Genomic DNA, 24,188 nt, shown 5'->3' on the forward strand with positions numbered 1-24,188 from the left:
AGTGACCACACTCTGCTGACCTGCGTGTAGGAGCGCACTTGTGCGCGATGGGGCGTTATCGATCAGGCCTCATCGCGCGCAAGCGCGCTTCTACGGATAGATGTGCCAGGACCAGCGTCCAGTTACACCATCTGCAGATTCAACGGACGTCCCTGCTGGATTGCGACATTGGCCGGCAATGCATCGCCGAACAGATCGTGCTCGTCACTGTCGGTGATTTCCACATCGACCAGGTCGCCGACCTTCAAGCCGCGCTCGCCGCCATTCTGGATATGCACCAGGCCGTCGATTTCCGGTGCGTCCGCGCGTGAGCGCGCCACCGCGATATCGTCCTCGATCAGGTCGACCAAGCATTGCTGCACGCTGCCGATCTTGGCCTCCAGCCGCGCGGCGGAGATCTCCGCCTGCCTGGCCATGAAGCGCGCCAGACGCTCCTGCTTGAGCTCTTCCGGCACCGGATCCGGCAACGCGTTGGCGCTGGCACCTTCCACCGGCGAATAGGCAAACGCGCCGACGCGATCGAGCTGGGCCTGATCCAGGAAGTCGAGCATGGATTCGAATTCGGCATCGGTCTCGCCGGGGAAGCCGACGATGAAGGTGGAGCGCACCGTGATCTCCGGGCACATCGCCTTCCAGCGCTGCACGCGCTCGAGGGTTTTTTCCACCGCGCCGGGCCGCTTCATCAGCTTGAGGATGCGCGGGCTGGCGTGCTGGAACGGGATGTCCAGGTACGGCAGCAGCTTGCCTTCGGCCATCAGCGGAATCACATCGTCCACGTGCGGGTACGGATACACGTAGTGCAGCCGCGTCCACACGCCCAGCTCCGACAGGCCTTCGCACAGCGCCTTCATGCGGGTCTGGTACATGCGATCGCGCCACGGGCGCTCGGCATATTTCAGGTCCACGCCGTAGGCCGAGGTGTCCTGCGAGACCACCAGCAATTCCTTGACCCCGCCACGCACCAGGCGTTCGGCTTCGCGCAGCACCTCATCGACAGGACGCGAGGCCAGATCGCCGCGCATCGAGGGAATGATGCAGAAGCTGCAACGGTGGTTGCAGCCTTCGGAGATCTTCAGGTACGCGTAATGGCGCGGGGTCAGCTTGATGCCGTAGTCGGGCACCAGATCCACGAATGGGTCGTGGCGCGGCGGCAATGCGGCGTGCACCGCCTCCATCACGCTCTGGTAGTCCTGCGGGCCGGACACCGCCAGCACCTGCGGGTAGGCCTCGCGAATCTGTTCCGGGCGCTTGCCCAGGCAGCCGGTGACGATCACCTTGCCGTTGGCGTTCATCGCCTCGCCGATCGCATCCAGCGACTCGGTCACCGCCGAGTCGATGAAGCCGCAGGTATTGACCACCACCACGTCGGCAGCGTCGTAACTGGACACGATGTCGTAGCCCTCCACGCGCAACTGGGTGAGGATGCGTTCGGAGTCGACGAGCGCCTTCGGGCAGCCAAGGCTGACGAAGCCGACTTTGGGGTTCAGCTGGGACATGGAAGCAGGAGCCTGGGAACGGAGCGGCCTGGGGCCTGAGTGGAGCAATTATAGCGGCGCGCGGGCAGCGCTCTGAACCGCGCTGCGGGCAGGCAAGGTCATCTTAGCGAGACCCTCACCTGCAGCGCCGCCGATCCGGTCGATAATGCGCGCCTTCCCCCTACCGCAGCAGGAGTTCCCATGGGTCACTGGACCACGCTCGACACCCCCGACGGCCAGGTCGCCGCCTGGCACGCCACCCCGACCTCCAGCCCGCGCGGCGGCCTGGTGGTGATCCAGGAGATCTTCGGCGTCAACGAACATATCCGCGCGGTGGCCGACGATTACGCCGCACGCGGCTACGAAGTGCTGGCGCCGGCCTTCTTCGACCTGGAAGAGAAGGACGTGCAGCTGCCCTACGACCAGGAAAGCCTGCAGCGCGGCCTGGCACTGGCCAATGCGGTCGGCCTGGAGCGCGCGGTGGAGGTGGTCAAATCCGCCGCCACCCTGCTCGGCCGCGCCGGCAAGGTCGGCACCGTGGGCTATTGCTGGGGCGGCTCGGTGGCGCTGCTGTCGGCGATCCGCCTGGGCCTGCCCTCGGTGAGCTACTACGGCGGCCGCAACACCCAGCTGCTGGACGAAACTCCGAAGGCGCCGGTGATGTTCCACTTCGGCGAGCAGGACACCAGCATTCCGCCCGAGGCGATCCAGGCCCACCGCGAGAAGCTTCCGCAGATGGAAACCTTCGTGTATCCAACCGGCCACGCCTTCAATCGCAGCATCGACCCCACGCATTACGACGCCGACAGCGCCGAGCGTGCACTGGAGCGCACCCTGGGCTTTTTCGAAGCGCATCTGGGATGAGCGGGACTGCAGCCGGCACGTCCGGGGCGAGCGGCTTCCAGCTCGATGCACGGCTGGCCGCAGACAGCGTGTTCGTCGCCGACGGACCGCTGTCGCAGGTGCGGCTGATGGACGACAGCCGCTTCCCGTGGCTGGTGCTGGTGCCGCGGGTCGCCGATGTCAGCGAGTGGATCGATCTGGATGGCGGCCAGCAGCGTCTGTTGCTGGCCGAGATCAATCAGCTCTCGCAGTTGCTGCGGGTCGAGCCCGGGGTCGCCAAGCTCAATATCGGCGCGCTGGGCAACATCGTGCGGCAGCTGCACGTGCATCTGGTCGGCCGGCATCCGGGCGATGCGGCCTGGCCTGGCCCGGTCTGGGGCAGCGGCAGCGCGCAGCGCTTCGAGGCCGACGCGCTGCACCAGCATGTCGCTGCGTGGGCACAGCGGCTACGATAGGCGCCCGTCTCACAACCACCTGTCCGCATGAAATCCAATGTCGTCGCCGCGCTGATCCTGATCCTCGTCGGCCTGCTGTTCCTGGCCAACAACCTGGGCTGGACCAATGTCAGTCTTGGCCGGCTGATCGCCACGTGGTGGCCGGCGGCGCTGGTCGCGTGCGGTGTGGGGATGTTGTTTGGGCGGGGCAAATAGCCGGGAATCGGGAATCGGGATTGGGGAATCGTAAGAGCGCGCTTCTGGCGCTGTTGGTTCCCTAACTATCCGGCCGTAGCTGCTGATCTGTCATTGATTGAATGCGGCAATGCGCCTTGAGGCGCGGCTCTTGCCCGTGCGCATTGATGGGCATTAGCGCCCAAAAAGATGGAATGGAGCGATTCCAGCAGTCAGGCCCAGCGCCGGGTCAAAGCGCCGACATCCCTTCTCCCAGCAGGAGAAGGTGCCCCGAAGGGCGGATCAGGGGACGCGCGAAGCCTCATGGGCTAGCCGACTGCACCCGTAGAGAGGCAGGACTCCTGTATGCCCGGGACTGCCAGCGAACACGACACGGCCCCCAATACAGCCATGACCTTGCCGACATGACGTTTGTCATCCGCAAGAGTTGACTTCCGGCACCTGATCGGTGGGCGTGTTGCGCGCAGCATGGGCGCACACCTACCGAGGACATCGCCATGCACTATCGCCTGATTCCCGCCCTGTTCCTGATCACACTGGGCACGCTGTTTCTGCTGGACAACCTCGGGCTGGCCCGTATCGACCTGGGCAACCTGGTGTCGACCTGGTGGCCGGCGTTGCTGATCGCCGCCGGCGTGCGCCAACTGCTGCGCTACCGCGAGCGGGCCACCGCGACCTGCTGAAGGCCGCGGCTGCTCCACTGCATCAGGTGCGCGGCAGGGTCACGCCGGTCTGGCCCTGGTACTTGCCGCCGCGGTCCTTGTACGAGGTCTCGCAGACTTCGTCGGACTGGAAGAACAGCATCTGCGCCACGCCTTCGTTGGCGTAGATGCGCGCCGGCAGCGGCGTGGTGTTGCTGAATTCCAGCGTGACGTGGCCTTCCCACTCCGGCTCCAGCGGGGTCACGTTGACGATGATGCCGCAGCGCGCGTAGGTGCTCTTGCCCAGGCACACCACCAGGGTGTCGCGCGGGATGCGGAAGTATTCCACCGTGCGTGCCAGCGCGAAGCTGTTGGGCGGGATGATGCACACATCCGATTCGATATCGACAAAGCTGCCCGGATCGAAGTGCTTCGGGTCGACGATGGTCGAGTTGATATTAGTGAAGATCTTGAACTCGCGCGAGCAGCGCACGTCGTACCCGTAGCTGGAAGTGCCGAAGCTGACGATGCGCTGGCCGGCGGCATCGTGCTTGATCTGGCCGGGTTCGAACGGCTCGATCATCGCGTGCTGTTCGGCCATGCGCTTGATCCAGCGGTCGCTCTTGATGCTCATGCGGTGTTCCTTGAAGACGGAAGGCGGCAGGCCGAGCGGCCCGCGCGAAAGGCAGCGAATTCTAGCAAGCGGCCGGCACCAGCGCCGGCCTGCGCGCTACAGCAGCGACGCCGAAATCGGGATGCTGGCGCGCGGCCGCTTGCCCAGCTCCTCGGACAGGCGCGCGGCAGCGGCCAGATAGGCCTGCGCTGCCGCCGACTCAGGTGCGGCCACCACGATCGGCTGGCCGGCATCGCCCTGCTCGCGGATCGCGATCGCCAGCGGCAACGACCCCAGCAAGGGCACGCCGTACTGGGCGGCCATGCGCTCGCCGCCGCCTTCGCCGAACAGGTGCTCGCGGTGGCCGCACTGGCTGCAGGTGTGCACCGCCATGTTCTCGACGATGCCGAGCACCGGCACCTCGACCTTTTCGAACATCTTCAAGGCCTTGCGCGCATCCAGCGTGGCGATGTCCTGCGGCGTGGTGACGATGACCGCGCCGGCCACCGGGATCTTCTGGGACAAGGTCAGCTGGATGTCGCCGGTACCTGGCGGCAGGTCGATCAGCAGGTAATCCAGGTCGTCCCACAAGGTGTCGTTGAACAGTTGGGTCAATGCCGAGGTCGCCATCGGCCCGCGCCAGATCATCGGCGTGTCCTGATCGACCAGCAAGCCGATCGACATCGCTTCGATTCCGAACGCGCGCAAGGGCTCGATCGACTTGTTGTCCGGGCTGTCCGGCCGCCCGCTCAGGCCCAGCATCGCCGGCACGCTCGGCCCGTAGATGTCCGCGTCCAGTACGCCGACGCGCGCGCCCTGCTGACGCAAGGCCAGCGCCAGGTTCACCGCGGTGGTGGACTTGCCCACCCCACCCTTGCCGGAGCCCACCGCGATCACATTGCGGATGCGTGGATGCGGCGCCAGCGCCCCCTGCACCGCATGCGCGGGGATTCTGCGCTCGCCGCTCATGCGCGTGCGCTCCGGGAGGGGTCGATCGCCTTGCTTGAAGCGTATTGCACCATCGTCGTCATTGCCTGCCTGATTCGTCGTGCGCTGCCAACACAGCGATGGCTGCATCGCCAGCCGCAGCGCATGGGAAGACCGGCAGTTTACCGGCTCGGCCACAGGCAGATGCGTTTCAAGCTGCCACCAGACATCGGCGCTGCTCGCTTACTTATGTGTCAAATGGCGACAAATTTCACAAATGTGGACACATGATTAAGGAATTGTTACGTTCGGGATTCAGTTCAGCCAGCGCTCAGCGAGCACAGCTGTGCCGCAAAATCCCCCGCAAGGAATCTGCAAGCGCATGTCGAGTCGCCCTCTGCAACCCACCCAGCGTCATCGTCTGAGCACCGCGCTGTTTGCCGTGCTGGCCGCTTCTGCCGGCCACGCTGCCGCGCAGTCAGAAAACGGGGTCGCACCCGGCACCACCGATCTGGACAAGGTCACTGTCACCGGCTCGCGCATTGCGCGTACCGGCTTTGTCACGCCCTCGCCGGTCACCGCAATCAGTGCCGAGGAAATCCGCGCCACCGGCGCGACCACCATCAGCGACCTGATGGCGCGCATGCCGGCGCTGGCACCGAGCTACACGCTGGGCAATTCCACCCGCTTCATCGGCACCGCCGGCCTGGGCCTGCTCGACCTGCGCGGCATGGGCGTGGACCGCACCCTGGTGCTGGTCAACGGCCGTCGCCACGTGGGTTCCAGCCCGGGCTCGACTGCGGTGGACGTCAACACGATTCCGGTGGAATGGGTGGAACGCGTCGAAGTCATCACCGGTGGTGCCTCGGCCGTCTACGGCGCCGACGCAGTGGCCGGCGTGGTCAACTTCATCCTCAAGAAGACCTTCACCGGATTCGAGACGCGCGCGCAGACCGGTCTGGCCGATGAGGGCAACTACAACCGCTCCTTCGCCAGCTTCTCGGCAGGCAGCGACTTTGCGGACGGCCGTGGCAACATCGCGGTGTCGGGCGAATACAGCAAACAGGACCGCTTCGGTCGCGGCAACCGCGCCATCGGCCGCGAGTACCTGGTGTCGGTTCCGAACCCCGCGTTCGATCCGAGCCAACCGCCGAGCGAGCGCAGTCCGCAGAACGTGCTCAGCGGCCCGGGCGGCAATCATTCCACGTCCTACGGCGGCACCTTCAACCTGGGTACCTTCGATTTCCGCAACCCGGCCAGCTATGGCAACCGCTACCTGTTCAACCAGGACGGCAGCTTCCGCCGCAACCGCTACAACGGCACGGTGGTCAGCAACACCTCCTGCGTGGACTGCGATTTCGTTGATCTGAATGCGGTCGCCGACCTGCAGCCCGGCTTCGATCGCAAGAGCGTCAATACCATGATCAACTTCGAGGTCAGCGAGAACCATCGCCTGTTCTTCGAAGGCAAGTACAGCGAGACCGATTCGGACTTCTTCGGCCAGCCGGCCTTCGACAGCTCGCTGCGCGTGCGTCGCCAGAATCCGTATGTCAGCCCCGAACTCGGTGCGCTGATGGATTCGCGCGGTGTCACACAGATCCTGATGAACCGCTTCAATGTCGATGCCGGCCGTCGCGGCGAGAACATCGAACGCAAGACCTATCGCGCAGTGCTCGGCGCCGAAGGCAACTTCACCGACAACTGGACCTACGACGTGTCCGCCAACTACGGCAAGACCACGGTCGACCGCTTGAATCTCAACAACCGCATCAACGAGCGCTGGCAAGCCGGTATCGATGCCGCACGCGATGCCAGCGGCAACATCGTCTGCCGCACCACGCTGGATCCGAACGCGATCAATCCGCACACCAATCGCGTCTATTCGGCGCTGGCGCGCGAAGGCTGCGTGCCGTTCAGTGTGTTTGGCAACGGCGCGGTGACCCCGGAAGCAGCGGCATGGTTCAACACCACCGCGCGCTCGCAGGCCAAGATCCAGCAGACCGTGTTCAGCGCATCGGTGGCCAACAGCAACCTGCTGTCGCTGCCGGCCGGCGACATCGGGTTTGCCGGTGGCGTGGAATACCGCAAGGAGCAGAGCGAGGAAATCACCGATCCGCTGGCGGCCTCGGGCGCGACCTTCCTCAACGCCATCCCCAACAGCGGTGGCGAATACACTGTCAAGGAAATCTTCGTCGAGAGCACCATTCCGTTGCTTGCCGGCTTGCCGGGCGTGGACCGGTTGGCGCTGGATGTGGCAGGACGCTATTCGGACTACGACAGCATCGGCTCGACCAAGACCTGGAACGTGGGCCTGGACTGGACCATCATCCCGTCGCTGCGTCTGCGCGGCACCGTGGCACAGGCAGTGCGTGCGCCCAGCATCGGTGAGCTGTACGACTCGCAGAGCGAAAACTTCGCGACCATCAACGACCCCTGCAACTACCTGCCGACCAACACCAACCGCCCCGGCACCGCAGGCGATGTGGCATTGCGCCAGGCCAACTGCAGTGCGCTGGGTGTGCCGGTGGGCTGGATCGATACCTTCACCTCCACCCGCCCCGGCGTGAGCGGCGGCAACCCGGAACTGAAGCCGGAGCGCGCGCGCAGCCTGTCCTATGGCTTGGTGTGGCAGCCGGAGTTCTTCGACGGCTTCGGCATGTCGATCGACTACTGGCGCATCGACCTGCAGGACGCGATCGGCACCGTGACCGCAGAGACCAATGCCACGCGCTGCGTGGACAACCCAGGCGGCATCAACAACAGCTTCTGCGGCTTCGTGCAGCGCGCCCCGCTGGGTGGATTCACCGACCCGCAGGGCCGCATCTACCCCGAGCACAGCATCATCGGCTGGCAGGCGCTCAACGAAAACCTGTCACGCTCGCGGCGTGTGGGCGTGGATCTGGAAATGGACTACCGCTTCCAGCTCGGCGAAGGCAACACCGTGCTGCGCCTTGTCGGTACGCGCCTGATCCAGTCGCGCGAATGGGTGTTCCAGGACTTCCCGGCAGAGTACGACGAGTACGTGACATACGTGACCGACCCGCGCTGGCGCGCGCAGTTCCAGACCAAGTACAACTGGAACGAATGGCGTGCCTCGTGGGACATGAACTATGTGGACGGCAACCTGCGCGTGACGCCGGAAAGCTACAACAGCAATCCGGGCTCGGCCAGCCCGATCAAGAACGGCTCGTACACCTACCACAACTTCCAGTTCGGCTATCAGTTCCCCGGCTCGAAGATCGACGTCTACCTCGGCATCGACAATGCCTTCGACAAGGACCCGCCGCGCAACTACTTCGGCTCGGACTTCACCTCCGCGCTGTACGACAACATCGGCCGGTTCTTCTACCTGGGTACGACTGTCAGGTTCTGAGCGCTGTTGACGATGCATCGAAAAGACCCCGTTCGACGGGGTCTTTTTTTGACTTCATGTTTCATATGAAACCAGTAACTCCGGACGCGACACTCTCAAGATGAACGCGGCGCCATGTAGCGTTCGGTTAGTCGGCGCAATGTCATGCCGCATCGCACGCACTGACAAAAATGAATACTCGTGACGAACACGTCAGCGATTGTTCGCATGCCCTGCAATTTGTGCGCAGATCCGCATATTTGATGCGGATCTCGCCCTTTTCATTAACCAATCATTCAAACCGCTTGCGACCCAGACCACACATTCATTACGTTCGGGTTAAGGCCATCTGACTCTCCGGTGACCGCCACTTCTCCCGATACCCAGCTGAAAGGTTAGGAATGAGCAATCAAATTCGTCGCCATGCCCTCAAGCGCACCGCTCTGGCTGTTGTGCTCGGCGCCTGTCTCGCCAATGGCGCGGTCTACGCACAAAGCACCACCGGCAGCATCTACGGTAGCGCTCCCTCGGAAGCCGGCAGCACCATCGTCGTTCAAAGCGACACCGGCCTCAGCCGGACGATCACCATCGACGCCAACGGCCGTTACAACCTCGGCTCGTTGCCGGTCGGTGCTTACACCGTCACCTTGAAGCGTGGCGATCAGGTCGTCGACACCCGCAAGAACGTGCAGCTGCGCGTGGGATCCGGCACCGAGGTGTCGTTTGCTGGCGCAGCTGCCAGCGGCAGCACCGATGCAACCACGCTCGGCGCGATCACGGTCACTGCCGCCAATGCACCGAAGATCGACGTCAGCTCCACCAGCTCGCGATCGGTGATCACGTCCGAACAGCTGGCAACCCTGCCGCTGGGACGCAGTGCAGAAGCGATTGCGCTGCTTGCTCCCGGTGCTGTCTCGGGTGCCGGCGCATTCAACAACGGTTCGCGCTCCGTCGTGTCTTTCGGCGGCTCGGGCGTTACCGAAAACGCGTATTACATCAACGGCTTCAACGTCAGCAATCCGCTGAGCAACCTGGGCGGCGTCAGCCTGCCCTATGGCGCCATCGACCAGCAGGAAACCTATACCGGCGGCTATAGCGCCAAGTACGGCCGCTCCACAGGCGGCGTGATCAACCAGCTCGGCAAGCGCGGCACCAATGAATGGCATTTTGGTGTGCAGACCGTTTGGGAGCCAGATTCTCTGGCGAGCTCGCGTGGTGACGTGTGGTACCCCAATGCAGCGCTCCCAGATGGGTACGAATACGATACGCCAGACCAACCGGGCACCTTGTACCGCGCCGGCAAGGACAACAAGCAAACGCGCACTGTCTACAGTGCATACGCTGGCGGCCCGCTGATCGAGGATAAACTTTTCATTTTTGTGGCTGGTGAAAGTGAAAAAGTTGACGGAGTAGGCACGAACGCCAGCAATGCAAGCATCCAGGCCCGTAATAATTACGAATACAGCACTCCAAAGTTTTACGGAAAAGTCGACTGGAATATCAACGACAGCAACATCCTTGAATACACGCGCGTTCAAAATACTGATCGCCGTAGTGGCTACTACACCTCGTTTGATTACGATGGCCTAGTGAGTGGCGATCGCACCGGAACCTATCCAGATACATTCAAGATCAAAGACAGCTACGACATCTTCAAGTACACAAGCTACTTGACGGACGATCTGACCTTGAACGCTACATGGGGACGCAGCAACCAGCATAATCAGCAATTCAACCCATTTGTTTCCGACCTGCCGTTCCTTGGGAGCGTCACTAGCCAGAACCCTGCACTGAACGGCGGTACGCCGATCCGCAACAATCAGACGACCAACCGCGCGAAGGCAGAGGATCCGATCAACAAGACTCGCAGCCTGCGTCTGGAGTTGAACTATCGATTGGGTGACCACGACATCACCGCCGGCGTGGACAACATGTACTTCAATGCCTATGACGAGGGCGTACGCACCACCGGCCCCGGCTACCAATGGATCTATGGACGCGCTCTCACAGAGCAGACACCAGTACGTCCAGGACTGGGCGTCGGTGCTCCCGGAGCTGGCTCCAACGGGTTCTACGCCCAACAACGTATTTTCACCACCACCACAAGCATGGCAGTGGAGCAAAAAGCGTATTACTTGGAAGATCGCTGGCAGGTTAACGACAACTGGCTGCTGACGCTGGGCATCCGCAATGACCAGTTCACCAACTTCAACAGTGATCATGTCGCCTACGTGGATAGCGGTGACCAGTGGGCTCCGCGTCTCGGAGCGAGCTGGGATGTTTTTGGCGACTCATCTTTGAAGATATTCGCTAATCTCGGCCGTTACTACCTGGCGCTTCCTAATAGCGTTGCCATCCGTGGCGCGTCGGCATCGACCTACACCGATCAATATTTCACCTATACCGGCATCGACGCCAACGGCGAACCAACTGGCTTGACGCCGTTCGGGCCGGGACCGGTTTCAGCCAACGGCGAATTTGGCCAAGCACCCAATCCAGGAGCATTTGCTCCAAGCGACTTGAAGTCGCAGTACCAGGATGAGTTGATTCTTGGCTTTGAAAAGACGATTGGTGAAAGTTGGAACTCCGGCGCCAAGGCAACGTATCGGAAGCTGGAAGCGGCAATCGACGACGTCTGCGACATGCATAACGATGACTACACCGCACGTGGCGACCTGAAACTTGCATCGCAAGGAATTGATCCCAGGACCATCGACACTCCGTATTGCGTTATTTTCAATCCGGGCAAGACCAACACCTATAATCTCGCAAATCGCGATGGATCGGGCTTTACCCAGCTGCAAATGTCCCAATCGGACTGGGGCTTCACCGATAAGGCCAAGCGCAGTTACATTGCGGTTGACCTCTTTTTGGAACACCCGTTCGATGAGAAGTGGTACGGCCGCATCGATTACACCTGGTCACATAGCTATGGTAATACCGAAGGCCAAGTCAAGTCCGATATCGGGCAATCTGACGTTTCTAAAACGCAGGACTGGGATGCGGCGGCGTTGATGTACTATGCAGGCGGCAGCTTGGCAAATGATCGTCGCCATCAACTGAAAGCGTTCGGCGCCTATCAGATCACGCCAGAATGGATGGCATCAGCTACCCTGCGTGTCATGTCAGGCACACCCGTTTCCTGCCTGGGCTATTTCAACGATCCAGAAAACCCGGATCCGATCAGCTACGGATCGGCTTATCACTATTGCGGCGGCCAGCCTTCGCGACCCGGTGATGCTGGCCGGACCCCCTGGATTAAGAACGTCGACCTGGGCGTGACATATCGTCCTTCGTTCGCCGAACACAAGTTTGCTCTGGGGCTCCAGGTATTCAACGTCCTTAATGATCGCGCTGTCACTCGCATCGACGGAGTTTATGAAACAGATCCCGGCCTGGTTTCAAATACATATGGAATTGGCCTAGAAAACTATAGCTACAACACTCCGCGCTATGTGCGCCTGTCTGCATCCTACGACTTCTGATCGCAACCACCGGAAGCGTCGCTTTGACGCTTCCGGTGAATTAATGGATCTTGATTAGTCCCGACTCTTAATCACAGCGACTCTGTACCTCTTGCTCTTTAAACTATCCCACCTCGCTTTGCCCATAAATTTCCGACTGAAAAACGTGGACTGAGCGACACCGGGGTTGGACATGCTAGAAACGCAAGGGGAAATGGCCCCATCTGCAAAACTACAAGCTATTCGTCAGGACTAGTCAGGAAAAGGGTACGACCTACGCCTCAAGGGATTTGAGGCACAACAAGGAGCCAGTTGAATGAAAACGGTACTTTTGGCGGCAGTCTCTTTGGCAATAAGCGCACTTGCTGTCACCACTGAAGCAAACGCAGCGACGCAGTACGGCCGTACCTGGATGTGGTTCGACGCTAACGAAAACCTAGTTGGCCAAAGCATCCTGTATTGCAGTAATCAGACTGAGCATCAGGGCACGACGTCGACCGTCAAGCGCGTCGTCATCAGCTATGCATGCGATACGCGCAACGTGAACTCGATCGCCTACACCGAGGTGTCGCAGCAGTTACGCGCTGACTTTTGCGATACGTGGGGACAGGGAATGTGTGAAGACGGCCCATGGCCTAACGGCTACTTGACCAGCCCGTGGCAGCGCGGTTTGTACAACTGATAATCGAAGATCTGACTGAGGCCGGCCTTGCTTTCATTTGATTAGCCCTGACGGTTAGTTGCAGGAATTCCGCGCCTTCCCTAAGTCAGCCAATCAGTTAGTGCATTGCTCCAAGGCCCTGGTTCTCCAGGGCCTCCTTATCTGTTTGCAGGGGCAGAGTGCGCCTTGAAGATAGATGTCAATCACCCAAAATCACCCGCGCTGCATTATGCCCAGGCGCTCCGGTCACTCCGCCGCCCGGATGCGTGCCGGATCCACACAGATACAGCCCGGCAATCGCGCCGCGATAGGCGCCCTGCCCAAGCATCGGGCGTGCGCTGAAAAGTTGATTGAGGCTGAGGGCGCCGTGGAAGATATCGCCGCCGGTCAGCCCGAAGATGCGTTCCAGATCGAGCGGGCTGAGGATCTGCCGGCCCAGTACCGAGGCCGCGAATCCGGGAGCGTAGCGCTCGACCGTCGCGATCATCAACTCGGCGACTTGCTCACGATGATCGTCCCAATGCCGGCCATCCGGCAGCTGCGGTGCCACGTGCTGGCAGAACAGGCTGGCCACGTGTTGCCCGGGCGGTGCCAGCGTGTCGTCCAGCGTGCTGGGAATCAGCAACTCGACCACCGGTTCGCGTGACCATCCCGAAGCGCGCGCGTCCTGCCAGGCACGGTCCATGTAATCCAGGCTGGGCGCCAGGATGATGCCGGCAGTCAGATGATCGCCCGTGCCCGGCAAGGCGGTGAAATCCGGCAGCCGCGAGAGCGCGACATTCATGCGGAAGGTGCCCGATCCGCAGCGGTAATGCGCCATGCGCTCGCGTGTCGCCGCGGGGACATCGTCCGGCTGCATCAAGCGCTGATACAGCAGCTTCGGATTGACATTGGCCACCACTGCACGCGCACGCAGCGTCTCTCCTTGAGCGGTGATGACACCGACCGCACGCCCCTGCTCCACCAGCACGCGCGCCACTGCGCAGCCGGTGCGAATCGTCACGCCAGAGTCGCGCGCACTGGCGGCCATCGCCTGGGTGATCGCGCCCATGCCGCCGATGGCGTGCCCCCAGGCGCCTTTGACGCCATTGCTTTGCCCGAACACGTGATGCAGCAACACGTAGGCGGTGCCCGGCGTGTAGGGGCTGGCGTAATTGCCGACGATGCCGTCGAAGCCGAATAGCGCCTTGATCGGTGCGCTTTCGAACCAGCGATCCAGATACTCGGCGGCCGAAATCGTGAACAGGTCGAGCAGCTCCTGCCGCAACGCGAGCGGTAGCTCCTGCAGCTGCAGCCCCAGCTTGCCCGCGCGCCATAGCTGCGGCAACGCGCGCAGCCATCCACCATCGCTGACATCCGGCGGTGGCTGCAATGCCAGCGCACGCAAGACATCGGCCAGTTGCTCTAGGCGCGCTTCATAGGCAGGCAATGCAGCGGCATCGCGCGCGGAGAACTTGCCGACTTCCAAGGCAGTACGCCCCGCGCCGGCCAGCAGGTACTCGCCAGTGGGCAATGGCAGAAAGTTGTTGATGCGGCGCGCCACCACGCGCAGGCCATGTCGCTCCAGGTCAAGATCGGCGATGACCTTGGGTTGCAGCAACGACACCGTGTACGCCGCCACCGAGTTGCGAAACCCCGGATGGAACTCTTCGGTGACCGCTGCGCCGCCGACGACGTCGCGCGCTTCCAGCACCACTACCCGCTTGCCGGCTTTGGCCAGGTAGGCGGCGCAGACCAGGCCATTATGGCCAGCGCCGATGATCAGGGCATCCAACGGTTCGGAGGCGGTAGGCATGCGCTTGTATATAGCACTGCTTGCACAGCAGGAGCATTCAGGTACTCGCCCCTCTCGACTGCCGCCCGCGCAACGACACAGACTGCCGGACCAGGTAGGCACAGCCTCAAGCCACAGCGCACAGGATGCGAAAACACCGGGCCGCCACTGCGCTGGTGCCCTGCGCAGGACTGCCGCCCATCCGGACACCGTCGGGCCGGTTCACCTACACATGCCGCACCCATGACCTTCGACACCATGCCATCCGGCTGGCGAGGCGTAGAGTGCCGGCCACAGCCCCCGCGACGGGGCTTCCCACATCTGCTCCTGGAGCCCTTTGTGATTCGTACACCTCATTTGTTGACCCTGTCCCTGGCCGTGGCCGCCGCGCTGAGCGGTTGCAAGAAATCCGAAGACGCCGCGCCGGCCGCGCCCGCTGCCGATACCGCCACAACCACCCCGGCGGCTCCCAAGGCGCTGACCCTGGACCAGAGCAAGCTGCCGGCCGTGAACCAGTTCACCGCCGCCGACCTGGATACCAACGGCAACGCCTGCACGGATTTGAATGCGTACGCCAACGCCAAGTTCCTGGCCGCCAACCCGGTGCCGAGCGATCGCACCAGCTGGGGCGCGTTCGAGATGCTCGACGAGCGTTCCAATGCGATCCAGCAGCAGTTGGTCGAACAGGCCGCGGCCGACACCAGCGCCACCGGCGTGGAAAAGATCGTCGGCGACCTGTGGTCCACCGGCATGGACGAGGCCAAGATCAACGCCCAGGGCATCGAGCCGCTGAAGCCGGAACTGGCCGCGATCGACGCCATCAACGACCAGGCCAAGCTGGTCGACTATCTGCGCAGCAGCGCCGCCAAGGGCAACAACGAGCTCTTCAGCTTCGGCGCCGAGGCCGACTTCAAGAAATCCAGCCAGAACATCGCCTATGCCATGCAGGGCGGCCTGGGCCTGCCGGATCCGGAGTACTACACCAGCGCCGCCAACAAGGCCAAGCTGGAGGCCTACCAGGCGCACGTGGCCAAGGTGCTGGAACTGTCCGGCGTGGCCGCGGCCGATGCCGCCGCGCAGGCCAAGCAGGTGGTCGCGTTCGAGACCCGTCTGGCCAAGGTCTCCAAGACCAGCACCCAGATGTCGCGCGATGCCTCGCTGGCCTACAACCCGATCTCGCCGGCCGATGCCGACAAGCTGACCCCCAACTGGTCGTGGACCGAGTTCTTCAAGTCGCAGGGCGTGGCCACGCCGGAGATGTTCTCGCTGGCGATACCGGCCTTCCACCAGGAAGTGAGCAAGATGATCGCCGACACCGATCCGGCGATCTGGCGCGCCTACCTGCGCTTCCACACCGTCGATGGTGCCTCGCCGTTCCTCAGCCAGCCGTTCGTCGATGAGAACTTCGCGTTCTACAACCAGACCCTGCGCGGGCAGAAGCAGATCAAGCCACGCTGGAAGCGTGTGCTGGCGACCATCAATGGCCAGACCGGCGAAGCGCTGGGCCAGATGTACGTCCAGGTTGCCTTCCCGGCCGACTCCAAGGCCAAGATGGAAACCCTGGTGACCAACCTGCGCACCGCGCTGAAGGCCCGCATCGAAAAGCTGGACTGGATGAGCCCGGAGACCAAGACCAAGGCGATCGCCAAGTGGGAAAGCTTCACGCCCAAGATCGGCTACCCGGAAAAGTGGCGCGAGTGGAACGGCTTGAACACCAGCCGCGACAGCTACCTGGGCAACGTGATGGCCGCGTCCGAGTACAACTACAAGTGGAACCTGTCCAAGATCGGCAAGCCGGTGGACAAGACCGAATGGGGCATGAGCCCGCAGACGGTCAACGCCTACTACAACCCGTTGCAGAACGAGATCGTGTTCCCGGCCGCGATCTTGCAGCCGCCGTTCTTCGACCCGAATGCGCCGGAGGAAATGAACTACGGCGGCATCGGTGCGGTGATCGGGCATGAGATGACCCACGGCTACGACGACCAGGGCAGCCGCTTCGGTGCCGATGGCAACTTCATCGCCGATCCGGGTTGGTGGACGCAGAAGGATCTGGACGCCTTCAAGGCACGCACCGGCAAGCTGGTCGCGCAGTTCGACGGCTATCGCACCCCGGCCGGCGACAAGGTCAAGGGCGACCTGACCCTGGGCGAAAACATCGCCGACCTGGGCGGCCTCAACACCGCCTACGACGCGATGAAGACCGCCACCGCCGGCAAGGACGATCCCAAGACCGACGGCATCACCCGTGACCAGCGCTTCTTCCTCAACTGGGCCACGGTGTGGCGCCGCAACTTCACTCCGGAAGAACTGGTGGTGCGCCTGAAGACCGATCCGCATGCCCCGGCCAACTTCCGCGCCATCGGTGCGCCGTCGAACATGCCGGCGTTTGCCGCCGCGTTCTCGTGCAAGGCCGGCGATGCGATGGTGCGTCAGGGCGATCAGCAGGTCGTGATCTGGTAATTGCGCAAGTGCGGTAGTTCGGGCGGGCGGCGATCGAAAGATCGTCGCCCGTTTTTTTTCCTTCGGTTTTTCTGTTGCGTCCGCGGGGAAATCACGGCCGGCCACATGCATCGCCATCGCCGTCACTGCATCCAGCCCCACCCCGAACACGCGCTGACGATCAATGGGTGTCGCCCGGAACGACGCTTCTTCCCGGGCTTTGCGCGCAACTGGCGCGAACAGATCCGCGAGCAGCAGCAACTGGTCTATCTGACCCCGGGCACGCATGCGCCCGGCAGCCTGCGTGCCACTGCCGTCCCCTCGAACATGCCGTCCTTCGCACAGGCTTTCGCATGCAAGGCAGGTGCTCCGATGGCGCGTGCCGAAAAAGACCGCGTGGTGATCTGGTAGGCGGCTGCAAGCGCTTTCAGCTCGATCGCAACATGCACAGGCCCGCGCTTGCGGGCCTGTCGCATTCATGCAAGCGGCCGGCACCGAAGACCGGCAGCAGCTCGCGCCCGCCTGTACGGGGCGCAGCCTTGCTAAACTCCGCCGACTTCAATCTGGCCACCCTTCTTCTCGATGCCCACCATTCGTCCGCTTGCCCTCGCTCTTGGCTTCAGCCTGATCACGCTGCTGTCCGCCCCCGACGCCGACGCCGCTCGCAAGAAGAAGGCCGCTCCCAAGGCCCCGGCCGTGTCGGCGGCCTGCACCGATTTCTACGATTACGCCAATGCCGGCTGGCTCAAGGCCAACCCGGTGCCGCAGGCCGGTGCCGTCACCGCGCTGGGCCAGCTGTCCGAGCGCGCACTGCAGCAGCAGCGCGAGTTGCTGGATGCGTCGATGAAGGCGCCGCAGGGCAACGTGCAGAAATTGCTCGGCGACTTCTGGGCCAGCGGCCTGGACGAGGCCTCCGTCGAAAAGGATGGCTCCAACCCCATCGCCCCCTTGCTGTCGCGCATCGACGCGATCAAGAAGGCCAAGGATGTGCCCGCTTCCATCGCAGCACTGCATCAGGTCGGCATCCCGGTCGGCTTCAACTTCGGCCCGGACGTGGACCTGAAGGCGCTGGATCGCCACATCGGGTATTTCATGCAGGGCGGCATGGGCCTGCCGGACCCGGCGTTCTACACCCGCACCGACGCCGACACCCAGGCGCTGATGGGCCGCTACCGCGCCTACGTCAAGCAGATCCTGGCGCTGACCGGCACCCCGGCCGACAGGCTCGACGCCGATGCCGCCTCGGTGCTGCAGATCGAGACCGCGCTGGCGCGCAGTGCGCAGTCGGTGCAGGGCATCAACAACCCGTTCAACAACTACGCCCCGATTGCCACCAAGGAGCTGACCAAGCAGTACAAGAATCTGCGTCTGGCCGACTTCCTGGAGGCGCAGGGCGTCAAGGACGACCTGGTGTCGATGGCCGACCCGGCCATGTTCAAGCAGCTCGACAGCATGATCGTCAGCATCAAGCCGGACCAGTGGAAGGCCTATCTGCGCTGGCGCGTAGGCGATGCGATGGCGCCGTACCTGTCCAAGAGCTTCCACGATGCCGAGTACCAGTTCCGCGGCCGTCTGCTGCGTGGCGATGCGCTGCCGCCGCAGCGCTGGCAGCAGGTGCTGGACGCGATCAATATCGCCGCCGGCCCAATGCTCGGCCGCGAATACGTGGCGCGTTACCTGAGCAGCGACACGCGCCGCCAGGCCGAAGCGATCGCCGACCAGGTACGCGACGCGCAGCTGGCCGCGCTGGAGCGCACCGGCTGGGGCAACGGTGAAGTGATCGCCGAAGCCAAGGCCAAGCTGGCGGCGATGAAGATCGAAGTCGGCGCACCGCGTCGCGATCTGGATTACACCGTGCAGCCGATGGGCCGCGGCAGCTTCGGCGGCAACATGCTGATCGCCTCGACCTGGCGTCACCGCGAGGAGATGAAGCGCATCGGCAAGGGCAACGCCGACCGTCGCTGGGACGTGTTGCCGCAGCAGCCGGCAGTGGCCTACGACATTGCGCAGAACCGCCTGATCATCACCGCCGCCGTGCTGCAGGCACCGGTGCTCACCGCCGGCAGCACCCCGGCCGCGCAGTACGGCGCTTACGGCGCGCTGGTCGCCCACGAAATGACCCGTGCCATCGACGCCAAGGGCTCGCTGGTGGATGCCAAGGGCGAGTTGCGCAGCTGGTGGACGCCGGCCGAGAAGAGCAGCTGGACCATGCTGACCGGCAAGGTGGCCAGCCAGTTTGGTGCCTACCCCTACCCGGGCGTGCCCAACGTCAAGGTCAACGGTGCGCAGACCGCCGAAGAAAACCTGGCCGACCTGGCCGGCGTCGAACTGGCCTGGCAGGCCTTCAGCAAGGCACAGCCAGCGGCCACCGAGGCCGACAAGCAGGCGTTCTTCACCGCCTGGGCCGGTTTGTGGGCCCAACAGCTGTCGCCGAACGAAGCGGTGCAGCGTGCCAGCGCCGACATCCGGGCGCCGGGCCAGTGGCGCACCAACGGCCCGCTGTCCAACCTGCCGGAGTTCGGTGCGGCATTCAGCTGCAAGGCCGGCCAGCCGATGCAGCGCGTGGATGCCGAGCAATTGAAGATCTGGCGCTGAGTCAAGCGCCAGGAAGTCACTGGCAATCAACACGCAGTGGCAGGCAATAAAAAAAGAGCGCGGACTCCGCGCTCTTTTTTTGTGTCTGGCAGTCCATCCATCCCAACGCTTGGTAGGAGCGGCCCCGGCCGCGATGAAGCCTTACCGGTAACGCCCTATCGCGGCCAGGGCCGCTCCTACGGATCAGTGTGGATCCGCCACGCCGCGACTATTTCAACGCATCACACGCATTCAACGCACCACACGCAGCGGCGGCTTGCGCCCCTTGCCACCACTCTTCCTGCCGCCGCTGCCGCCAAACGGCGGCTGCCCGCGCCAGTAACGGATCATCAGCCAACCGAACAGCATGCCGCCCAGATGCGCAAAGTAGGCCACGCCCGGCTGCCAGTCATCCATCCGTTGCTTGCCTGACAACGCACGCTTGGTAGGAGCGGCCCCGGCCGCGATGAAGCCTTACCGGTAACGCCCCATCGCGGCCATGGCCGCTCCTACGGATCAGCGTGGATCTGCCACGCCGCGACTACCTCAACGCACCACACGCAGCGGCGGCTTGCGCCCCTTGCCACCACCCTTCCCGCCGCCGCTGCCGCCAAACGGCGACTGCCCGCGCCAGTAGCGGATCATCAGCCAGCCAAACAGCATGCCGCCCAGATGCGCAAAGTGGGCCACGCCCGGCTGCCAGCCGGTCGCACCCAGGAACAGTTCGATCGCACCGAACACGATCACGAAGGTGCGCGCCTTCATCGGGATCGGCGGAAACAGCAGCATCACCCGCTGATTGGGGAACAGCATGCCGTAGGCCAGCAACAGACCGAACACCCCGCCCGACGCCCCCACCACCGGCGCCCCGCTCTGGGTGAACCAGGCCATCAGCAACTGGCACACGCCGGCACCGGCTACGCACACCAGGTAATAGGTCAGAAAGCGCTTCTGCCCCCAGGTCTGCTCCAGCGCCGCGCCGAACATGAAAAGCGCCAGCATGTTGAAGAACAGATGGTTGAAACCGCCATGCAGGAACGCATAGGTCAACAACTGCCATGGCATGAAGCTGGCGCCGGGCGAGAACGCATCGAAGCCATTGGAAATCGGCCATAGCATCAACGAGGACAGCGCCGCATCGGAGGGCAGCACGCCGGCGCCCAGGTCGCCCAGTGCCCATTGCAGCAGGAACAAGCCAATATTGGCGATCAACAACGCTTTGGTGACGGGCGGCAGTTGGGGCATGACGGCATCCTTCGGAATGCCAACCATCATAACGGCAGGCTTATGAAGGTCCCCACACGGCGGCATCCAACCGCTGCGCGGCGCTGGCACGGCGCACCCGGCCCTGCTCGACCACCACGCCTTCGGCACGCAGCCGCCGGCATTGCTCACGGTAGCCGGACGAGCCTTCCGGCAACGCGATCCGGCCATCGCTGCGCAGCACCCGGTGCCACGGCAGCTGCGGATCATCATTGCCGCTGAGCACGCGCGCCACCAGCCGCGCCCGCCCGGGCAGGCCGGCGCGTAGTGCGACCTCGCCATAGCCGGCAACCTGGCCGGAAGGTATTGCCCGAATCGCCGCAAGAATGCGCAGCCGCGCCTGTTCGCCGGAGAGCGGCTCGGCGTTGGAGGCGGCACGCGCAGATGGATTGGCGGATCGACGCGTCGTTGGTTTGCGGGGCTTGGACATCGCGCAAGGATGCCAGCTATGGGATTGAAATCCCTCTTCCGTCCGAGCGAGGAGGCAGTGTTTGCGCGCTCTCGGTGCGCGTGTCTTGACGCGCCTTGGCCGACAGCGCGAAGCGGGATTGAGGTGAGGGTTCGGGCGGCACGAGGCTCGGCGGACAAGCAGCGCGGCCAACTTCCATGCAGGGCCGATGAGGCATGGCCGGCCGTGAACGTCGGATCGGCAGTTGATTGATGCATCGACTTTACCGAACCCTCACCCCAACCCCTCTCCCGAGGGGAGAGGGGCTTTGATCCGCTTGCTTGCGGGGGCCTGGCCTGCGTCAAGCGCACTTACGTCGGTGCCGGAGTGGTGTGCCCTGTTGCGCGGGGCTGCAGCAAGTTATGAAACGCAGGGGCCGACGCCAGTCCCTGCATCCGGCAGGGCGCTGATGCCCTCGTCGGCCCGGTCACAACTGCCGCACCAATGCATCAGTGCATCAGTGCATCAACACGATCTCTTCCGACGAGGTGGGATGGATCGCCACGGTCTCGTCGAAGTCGCGCTTGGTCGCACCCATCTTCACTGCCACCGCAAAGCCCTGCAGCATTTCGTCGGCGCTCTCGCCCAGCAGATGCACGCCGACCACGCGCTCCTGTTCGCCCACACAGACCAGCTTGAACAGGCTGCGCTGCGGCGCGTCGGCCAGCGCGTGCAACATCGGGCGGAAGTTGCTGCGGTAGACACGCACCGCGCTGCCGTGCCGCGCGCGCGCCTGCTCCTCGGTCAGTCCGACCTGCCCGAGCGGCGGATGCGAGAACACCACGCTCGGCACGCCTTCGTAGTCCATGCGCGCATCCGGCTGCTTGCCGAACAGGCGATCCATCAACTTGCGTCCCGCCGCGATTGCCACTGGCGTCAGTCCGACCTTGCCGCCGACATCGCCGATGGCATGGATGTTCGGCACGCTGGTGGTCTGGCCTTCGTCCACCACCACCTCGCCCTTGTCGCCCAGGCGCACCCCGACCTCTTCCAGACCCAGCCCCGCCGTGTTGGCGCGCCGGCCGGTGGCGAAAAACACCTTGTCGAAGACGTCGTTGCCCTGCTCGCTGGGGTGCGCGGGATGACCATGCACACGCAGCCTGCCTTCTGCATCGCGCTCCAGGCCGGTGGTGGAAAACCCGAAATGCAGGCGCACGCCCAGGTGCCGCAGGTTGTCGGCCAGTTGCAGGGTCAGCTCGGCATCGAAGCGCTCCAGCAACCGCTCGCCCTGCACGAACAGATGCACCCGGCTGCCCAGCGCCTGCAGCAGGCCGGCGATCTCCACCGCGATATAGCCGCCGCCGATGATCGCCACCTGCGCGGGCGCATGACAGAGATTGAAGAAATCGTCGGACACCTCACCGTGCTCGGCACCTTCGATGTCCGGGCGCAGCGGATGCGCACCGGTGGCGATCACGATGTGCTCGGCGGTCACCGGCACGCCGTCGCCGCCCATGATGGTATGGCGATCCTGCAACACACCGCGCTGCGGAATCATGACCACGCCATCTTCGTCGAGGCGGCGCCGATAACTGGCGTGGATGTTGCCGATGTAGCCCTGCCGGTGGGTGACCAGTTCCTGCCACGCCAGGGTCGGTCGCGGCACATCGAAACCCAGCGCCCCGGCCAGCTCGATCTTGCCGGCCAGATCGGCCGCCAGCCACATCGCTTTCTTGGGCACGCAGCCGAGATTGACGCAGGTACCGCCCAATTCGTTCGGCTCCATCATCGCCACGCGCGCGCCGTGCTTGGCCGCGCGAAACGCAGCGGCCAGTCCACCGGAGCCGCCTCCCAGGATCACCACGTCGTAGTCGTACCGGGCACTCATGCGAAGCGCTCCGCCCGGTAGGGATGCGGGTCCAGCGCAGGTGCGCGGCCCGTGATCAGGTCGGCCATCAGTTGTCCGCTTGCAGTGCTCATGCTGATGCCGAGCATGCCATGTCCGGCTGCGAGCCAGACGTGAGGACGGCCCGGCACCGCGCCCAGCACCGGCACGTCGTCCCAGGTCATCGGCCGCCATCCATACCAGCGCTCGATCACGGCCGGACCGGCCGGCGCATGCAGATAATCGGACGCTGCGCGCTCCAGTGCCGCCAGGCGCGTGGGGTTGAGGTGGGTGTCGTGCCCGGAGAATTCCATCGTGCTGCCGATACGCAGACGATCGCGCCATGGCACCACGAACACCCAACGGTCTTTCAGCACCACCGGGCGACGCGGCATCAGCGCCGGGGCGGTATAGGTGATCGAATAACCCTTGCCGGCCTGCACCGGCAGACGCAATCCCAGTTGCGCCGCCAGCAGCGGCGACCACGGGCCGGTTGCGATGACCACCTCGCGCGCCTGCAGTCGCCCACGCGCGGTGTGCACGCACGCGCCACGTACGTCCGGCACCACCGCATCGACGCGGCACTGCGCATGGATCACCGCACCGCGCGCGCGCAGCACTCTTGCCAGTTCTGCGGTGTAACGCTCCGGGCGCAGATGCGCATCGCCGGGGAAATGGATCGCACCGGCAATGCCCGCGCGGAATGCCGGATCCTGGCGCACGTAGTCGGCACCCTCGATCATCTCGGCCTGGATACCCCACTGCGCAAGCACGTTGCACTCGTGGCGATAGTGCGCAAAGCGGCGCGCATCGGCAAACACGTAGTCCAGCCCATCGCTGCGAAATTCGCAGTCCAGCGCATAGCGCTCGACCCAGTCGTCGAAGCGTTGCCGCGCATCGCCCAGCAACGCCGCGCGCGCCTGCGCGCTGGCCTGCCAGTGACGCGTATTGCAGCGCTGCGCGAACTGCAGCAACCAGCGCCACAGCGCCGGGTCCAGACGTGGCCGGATATACAGCGGCGCGTCCGGCGTCAGCATCCACTTCAGCGCCTGCGCAATCATGCCCGGCGCTGCCAGCGGCGGCGCATGGCTCGGCGTGATGGTGCCGCAGTTGCCGTACGACGTCGCCGCACCCACCGCGCCGGCGTCGAGCACGTGCACCTGCCGGCCCGCTTCGACCAGTGCCAGCGCAGTCGCCAGCCCAATGGCGCCGGCACCGACCACCACCACATCGACAGGCGCGGCGCTCATGTGCGCA

18 protein-coding genes and 1 pseudogene are annotated in these 24,188 nt (G+C 63.9%); 10 read left to right on the top strand and 9 right to left on the bottom strand.

The genetic code is table 11. The annotated features are described in order from the left end of the window. Positions 1 to 122 precede the first annotated feature (122 nt). Positions 123 to 1,496 (bottom strand): 30S ribosomal protein S12 methylthiotransferase RimO, encoded by a 1,374-nt coding sequence (gene rimO, locus GGR73_RS07980; protein ID WP_184456327.1) that lies wholly within the window; start codon positions 1,494 to 1,496, stop codon positions 123 to 125. A 180-nt stretch (positions 1,497 to 1,676) separates the two neighbouring features. Here rimO and GGR73_RS07985 point away from each other — a divergent pair, with 180 nt between their 5' ends. From GGR73_RS07985 to GGR73_RS08000, 4 genes are all read left to right on the top strand, one after another. Then, complete coding sequence (locus GGR73_RS07985) at positions 1,677 to 2,339, top strand: dienelactone hydrolase family protein (protein WP_016905084.1); 663 nt, start codon at positions 1,677 to 1,679, stop codon at positions 2,337 to 2,339. Next, positions 2,336 to 2,773 carry an HIT domain-containing protein gene (locus GGR73_RS07990; protein WP_024939538.1) on the top strand — a complete coding sequence of 146 codons (438 nt, stop codon included), beginning with the start codon at positions 2,336 to 2,338 and terminating at the stop codon, positions 2,771 to 2,773. The genes GGR73_RS07985 and GGR73_RS07990 overlap by 4 nt, the downstream gene beginning before the upstream one ends. Positions 2,774 to 2,800: 27 nt before the next feature. Further along, positions 2,801 to 2,968, top strand: a complete 168-nt coding sequence (locus GGR73_RS07995; protein WP_006452352.1) for a LiaI-LiaF-like domain-containing protein — start codon at positions 2,801 to 2,803, stop codon at positions 2,966 to 2,968. Between the two features lie 476 nt (positions 2,969 to 3,444). Then, entirely contained in the window at positions 3,445 to 3,630 is a 186-nt protein-coding gene (locus GGR73_RS08000; RefSeq protein ID WP_024939537.1) for a LiaF transmembrane domain-containing protein, read from the top strand. 22 nt (positions 3,631 to 3,652) lie between these two features. Here the strand turns inward: GGR73_RS08000 and dcd are convergent, their stop codons facing one another. Continuing rightward, on the bottom strand, positions 3,653 to 4,222 hold the full coding sequence (dcd, locus tag GGR73_RS08005) for a dCTP deaminase (RefSeq protein ID WP_010366727.1): 570 nt from the start codon (positions 4,220 to 4,222) through the stop codon (positions 3,653 to 3,655). Between the two features lie 96 nt (positions 4,223 to 4,318). After that, positions 4,319 to 5,170, bottom strand: a complete 852-nt coding sequence (gene apbC / locus GGR73_RS08010; protein WP_024939536.1) for an iron-sulfur cluster carrier protein ApbC — start codon at positions 5,168 to 5,170, stop codon at positions 4,319 to 4,321. A gap of 340 nt (positions 5,171 to 5,510) precedes the next feature. On the opposite strand from apbC, the gene GGR73_RS08015 reads away from it, so the two are divergent. The 3 genes from GGR73_RS08015 to GGR73_RS08025 all read left to right on the top strand — a co-directional run bounded on the left by GGR73_RS08015 (position 5,511) and on the right by GGR73_RS08025 (position 12,626). Beyond that, complete coding sequence (locus tag GGR73_RS08015; RefSeq protein WP_184456329.1) at positions 5,511 to 8,501, top strand: TonB-dependent receptor domain-containing protein; 2,991 nt, start codon at positions 5,511 to 5,513, stop codon at positions 8,499 to 8,501. Positions 8,502 to 8,881: 380 nt separating this feature from the next. Then, complete coding sequence (locus GGR73_RS08020) at positions 8,882 to 11,965, top strand: TonB-dependent receptor (RefSeq protein ID WP_102253842.1); 3,084 nt, start codon at positions 8,882 to 8,884, stop codon at positions 11,963 to 11,965. A 295-nt stretch (positions 11,966 to 12,260) separates the two neighbouring features. Further along, on the top strand, positions 12,261 to 12,626 hold the full coding sequence (locus tag GGR73_RS08025; RefSeq protein WP_146009970.1) for a DUF6289 family protein: 366 nt from the start codon (positions 12,261 to 12,263) through the stop codon (positions 12,624 to 12,626). A 178-nt stretch (positions 12,627 to 12,804) separates the two neighbouring features. Here the strand turns inward: GGR73_RS08025 and GGR73_RS08030 are convergent, their stop codons facing one another. Further along, entirely contained in the window at positions 12,805 to 14,400 is a 1,596-nt protein-coding gene (locus GGR73_RS08030) for a phytoene desaturase family protein (protein ID WP_184456331.1), read from the bottom strand. A gap of 339 nt (positions 14,401 to 14,739) precedes the next feature. On the opposite strand from GGR73_RS08030, the gene GGR73_RS08035 reads away from it, so the two are divergent. The 3 genes from GGR73_RS08035 to GGR73_RS08045 all read left to right on the top strand — a co-directional run bounded on the left by GGR73_RS08035 (position 14,740) and on the right by GGR73_RS08045 (position 19,416). Beyond that, positions 14,740 to 16,842 (top strand): M13-type metalloendopeptidase, encoded by a 2,103-nt coding sequence (locus GGR73_RS08035; protein ID WP_184456539.1) that lies wholly within the window; start codon positions 14,740 to 14,742, stop codon positions 16,840 to 16,842. A gap of 105 nt (positions 16,843 to 16,947) precedes the next feature. Then, on the top strand, positions 16,948 to 17,232 hold the full coding sequence (locus GGR73_RS08040; protein WP_184456333.1) for a M13-type metalloendopeptidase: 285 nt from the start codon (positions 16,948 to 16,950) through the stop codon (positions 17,230 to 17,232). Between the two features lie 171 nt (positions 17,233 to 17,403). Next, on the top strand, positions 17,404 to 19,416 hold the full coding sequence (locus tag GGR73_RS08045; RefSeq protein WP_024939531.1) for a M13 family metallopeptidase: 2,013 nt from the start codon (positions 17,404 to 17,406) through the stop codon (positions 19,414 to 19,416). A 231-nt stretch (positions 19,417 to 19,647) separates the two neighbouring features. Here the strand turns inward: GGR73_RS08045 and GGR73_RS08050 are convergent. The 5 genes and pseudogenes from GGR73_RS08050 to GGR73_RS08070 all read right to left on the bottom strand — a co-directional run. Further along, positions 19,648 to 19,803 (bottom strand): annotated as a pseudogene (locus GGR73_RS08050) (rhomboid family intramembrane serine protease); the annotation flags it as partial. A 138-nt stretch (positions 19,804 to 19,941) separates the two neighbouring features. Continuing rightward, on the bottom strand, positions 19,942 to 20,640 hold the full coding sequence (locus GGR73_RS08055) for a rhomboid family intramembrane serine protease (RefSeq protein WP_054591556.1): 699 nt from the start codon (positions 20,638 to 20,640) through the stop codon (positions 19,942 to 19,944). A 40-nt stretch (positions 20,641 to 20,680) separates the two neighbouring features. Beyond that, complete coding sequence (locus GGR73_RS08060) at positions 20,681 to 21,088, bottom strand: MGMT family protein (protein WP_184456335.1); 408 nt, start codon at positions 21,086 to 21,088, stop codon at positions 20,681 to 20,683. Positions 21,089 to 21,563: 475 nt separating this feature from the next. Continuing rightward, complete coding sequence (gene gorA, locus GGR73_RS08065; protein WP_184456337.1) at positions 21,564 to 22,934, bottom strand: glutathione-disulfide reductase; 1,371 nt, start codon at positions 22,932 to 22,934, stop codon at positions 21,564 to 21,566. After that, the gene (locus GGR73_RS08070; RefSeq protein ID WP_184456339.1) at positions 22,931 to 24,181 is read right to left on the bottom strand and encodes an FAD-dependent oxidoreductase; all 1,251 of its coding nucleotides are present in this window, start codon (positions 24,179 to 24,181) and stop codon (positions 22,931 to 22,933) included. Before GGR73_RS08070 ends, gorA begins: the two co-directional genes overlap by 4 nt. Positions 24,182 to 24,188: the final 7 nt, after the last annotated feature.

Source organism: Xanthomonas sp. F14, assembly GCF_014199865.1.

Excerpts from the sequence above, each read along its gene's own strand:
- rimO (WP_184456327.1), bottom strand. The coding sequence starts at position 1,496 with ATGTCCCAGCTGAACCCCAAAGTCGGCTTCGTCAGCCTTGGCTGCCCG.
- GGR73_RS07985 (WP_016905084.1), top strand. The coding sequence starts at position 1,677 with ATGGGTCACTGGACCACGCTCGACACCCCCGACGGCCAGGTCGCCGCC.
- GGR73_RS07990 (WP_024939538.1), top strand. The coding sequence starts at position 2,336 with ATGAGCGGGACTGCAGCCGGCACGTCCGGGGCGAGCGGCTTCCAGCTC.
- GGR73_RS07995 (WP_006452352.1), top strand. The coding sequence starts at position 2,801 with ATGAAATCCAATGTCGTCGCCGCGCTGATCCTGATCCTCGTCGGCCTG.
- GGR73_RS08000 (WP_024939537.1), top strand. The coding sequence starts at position 3,445 with ATGCACTATCGCCTGATTCCCGCCCTGTTCCTGATCACACTGGGCACG.
- dcd (WP_010366727.1), bottom strand. The coding sequence starts at position 4,222 with ATGAGCATCAAGAGCGACCGCTGGATCAAGCGCATGGCCGAACAGCAC.
- apbC (WP_024939536.1), bottom strand. The coding sequence starts at position 5,170 with ATGAGCGGCGAGCGCAGAATCCCCGCGCATGCGGTGCAGGGGGCGCTG.
- GGR73_RS08015 (WP_184456329.1), top strand. The coding sequence starts at position 5,511 with ATGTCGAGTCGCCCTCTGCAACCCACCCAGCGTCATCGTCTGAGCACC.
- GGR73_RS08020 (WP_102253842.1), top strand. The coding sequence starts at position 8,882 with ATGAGCAATCAAATTCGTCGCCATGCCCTCAAGCGCACCGCTCTGGCT.
- GGR73_RS08025 (WP_146009970.1), top strand. The coding sequence starts at position 12,261 with ATGAAAACGGTACTTTTGGCGGCAGTCTCTTTGGCAATAAGCGCACTT.
- GGR73_RS08030 (WP_184456331.1), bottom strand. The coding sequence starts at position 14,400 with ATGCCTACCGCCTCCGAACCGTTGGATGCCCTGATCATCGGCGCTGGC.
- GGR73_RS08040 (WP_184456333.1), top strand. The coding sequence starts at position 16,948 with ATGCATCGCCATCGCCGTCACTGCATCCAGCCCCACCCCGAACACGCG.
- GGR73_RS08045 (WP_024939531.1), top strand. The coding sequence starts at position 17,404 with ATGCCCACCATTCGTCCGCTTGCCCTCGCTCTTGGCTTCAGCCTGATC.
- GGR73_RS08055 (WP_054591556.1), bottom strand. The coding sequence starts at position 20,640 with ATGCCCCAACTGCCGCCCGTCACCAAAGCGTTGTTGATCGCCAATATT.
- GGR73_RS08060 (WP_184456335.1), bottom strand. The coding sequence starts at position 21,088 with ATGTCCAAGCCCCGCAAACCAACGACGCGTCGATCCGCCAATCCATCT.
- gorA (WP_184456337.1), bottom strand. The coding sequence starts at position 22,934 with ATGAGTGCCCGGTACGACTACGACGTGGTGATCCTGGGAGGCGGCTCC.
- GGR73_RS08070 (WP_184456339.1), bottom strand. The coding sequence starts at position 24,181 with ATGAGCGCCGCGCCTGTCGATGTGGTGGTGGTCGGTGCCGGCGCCATT.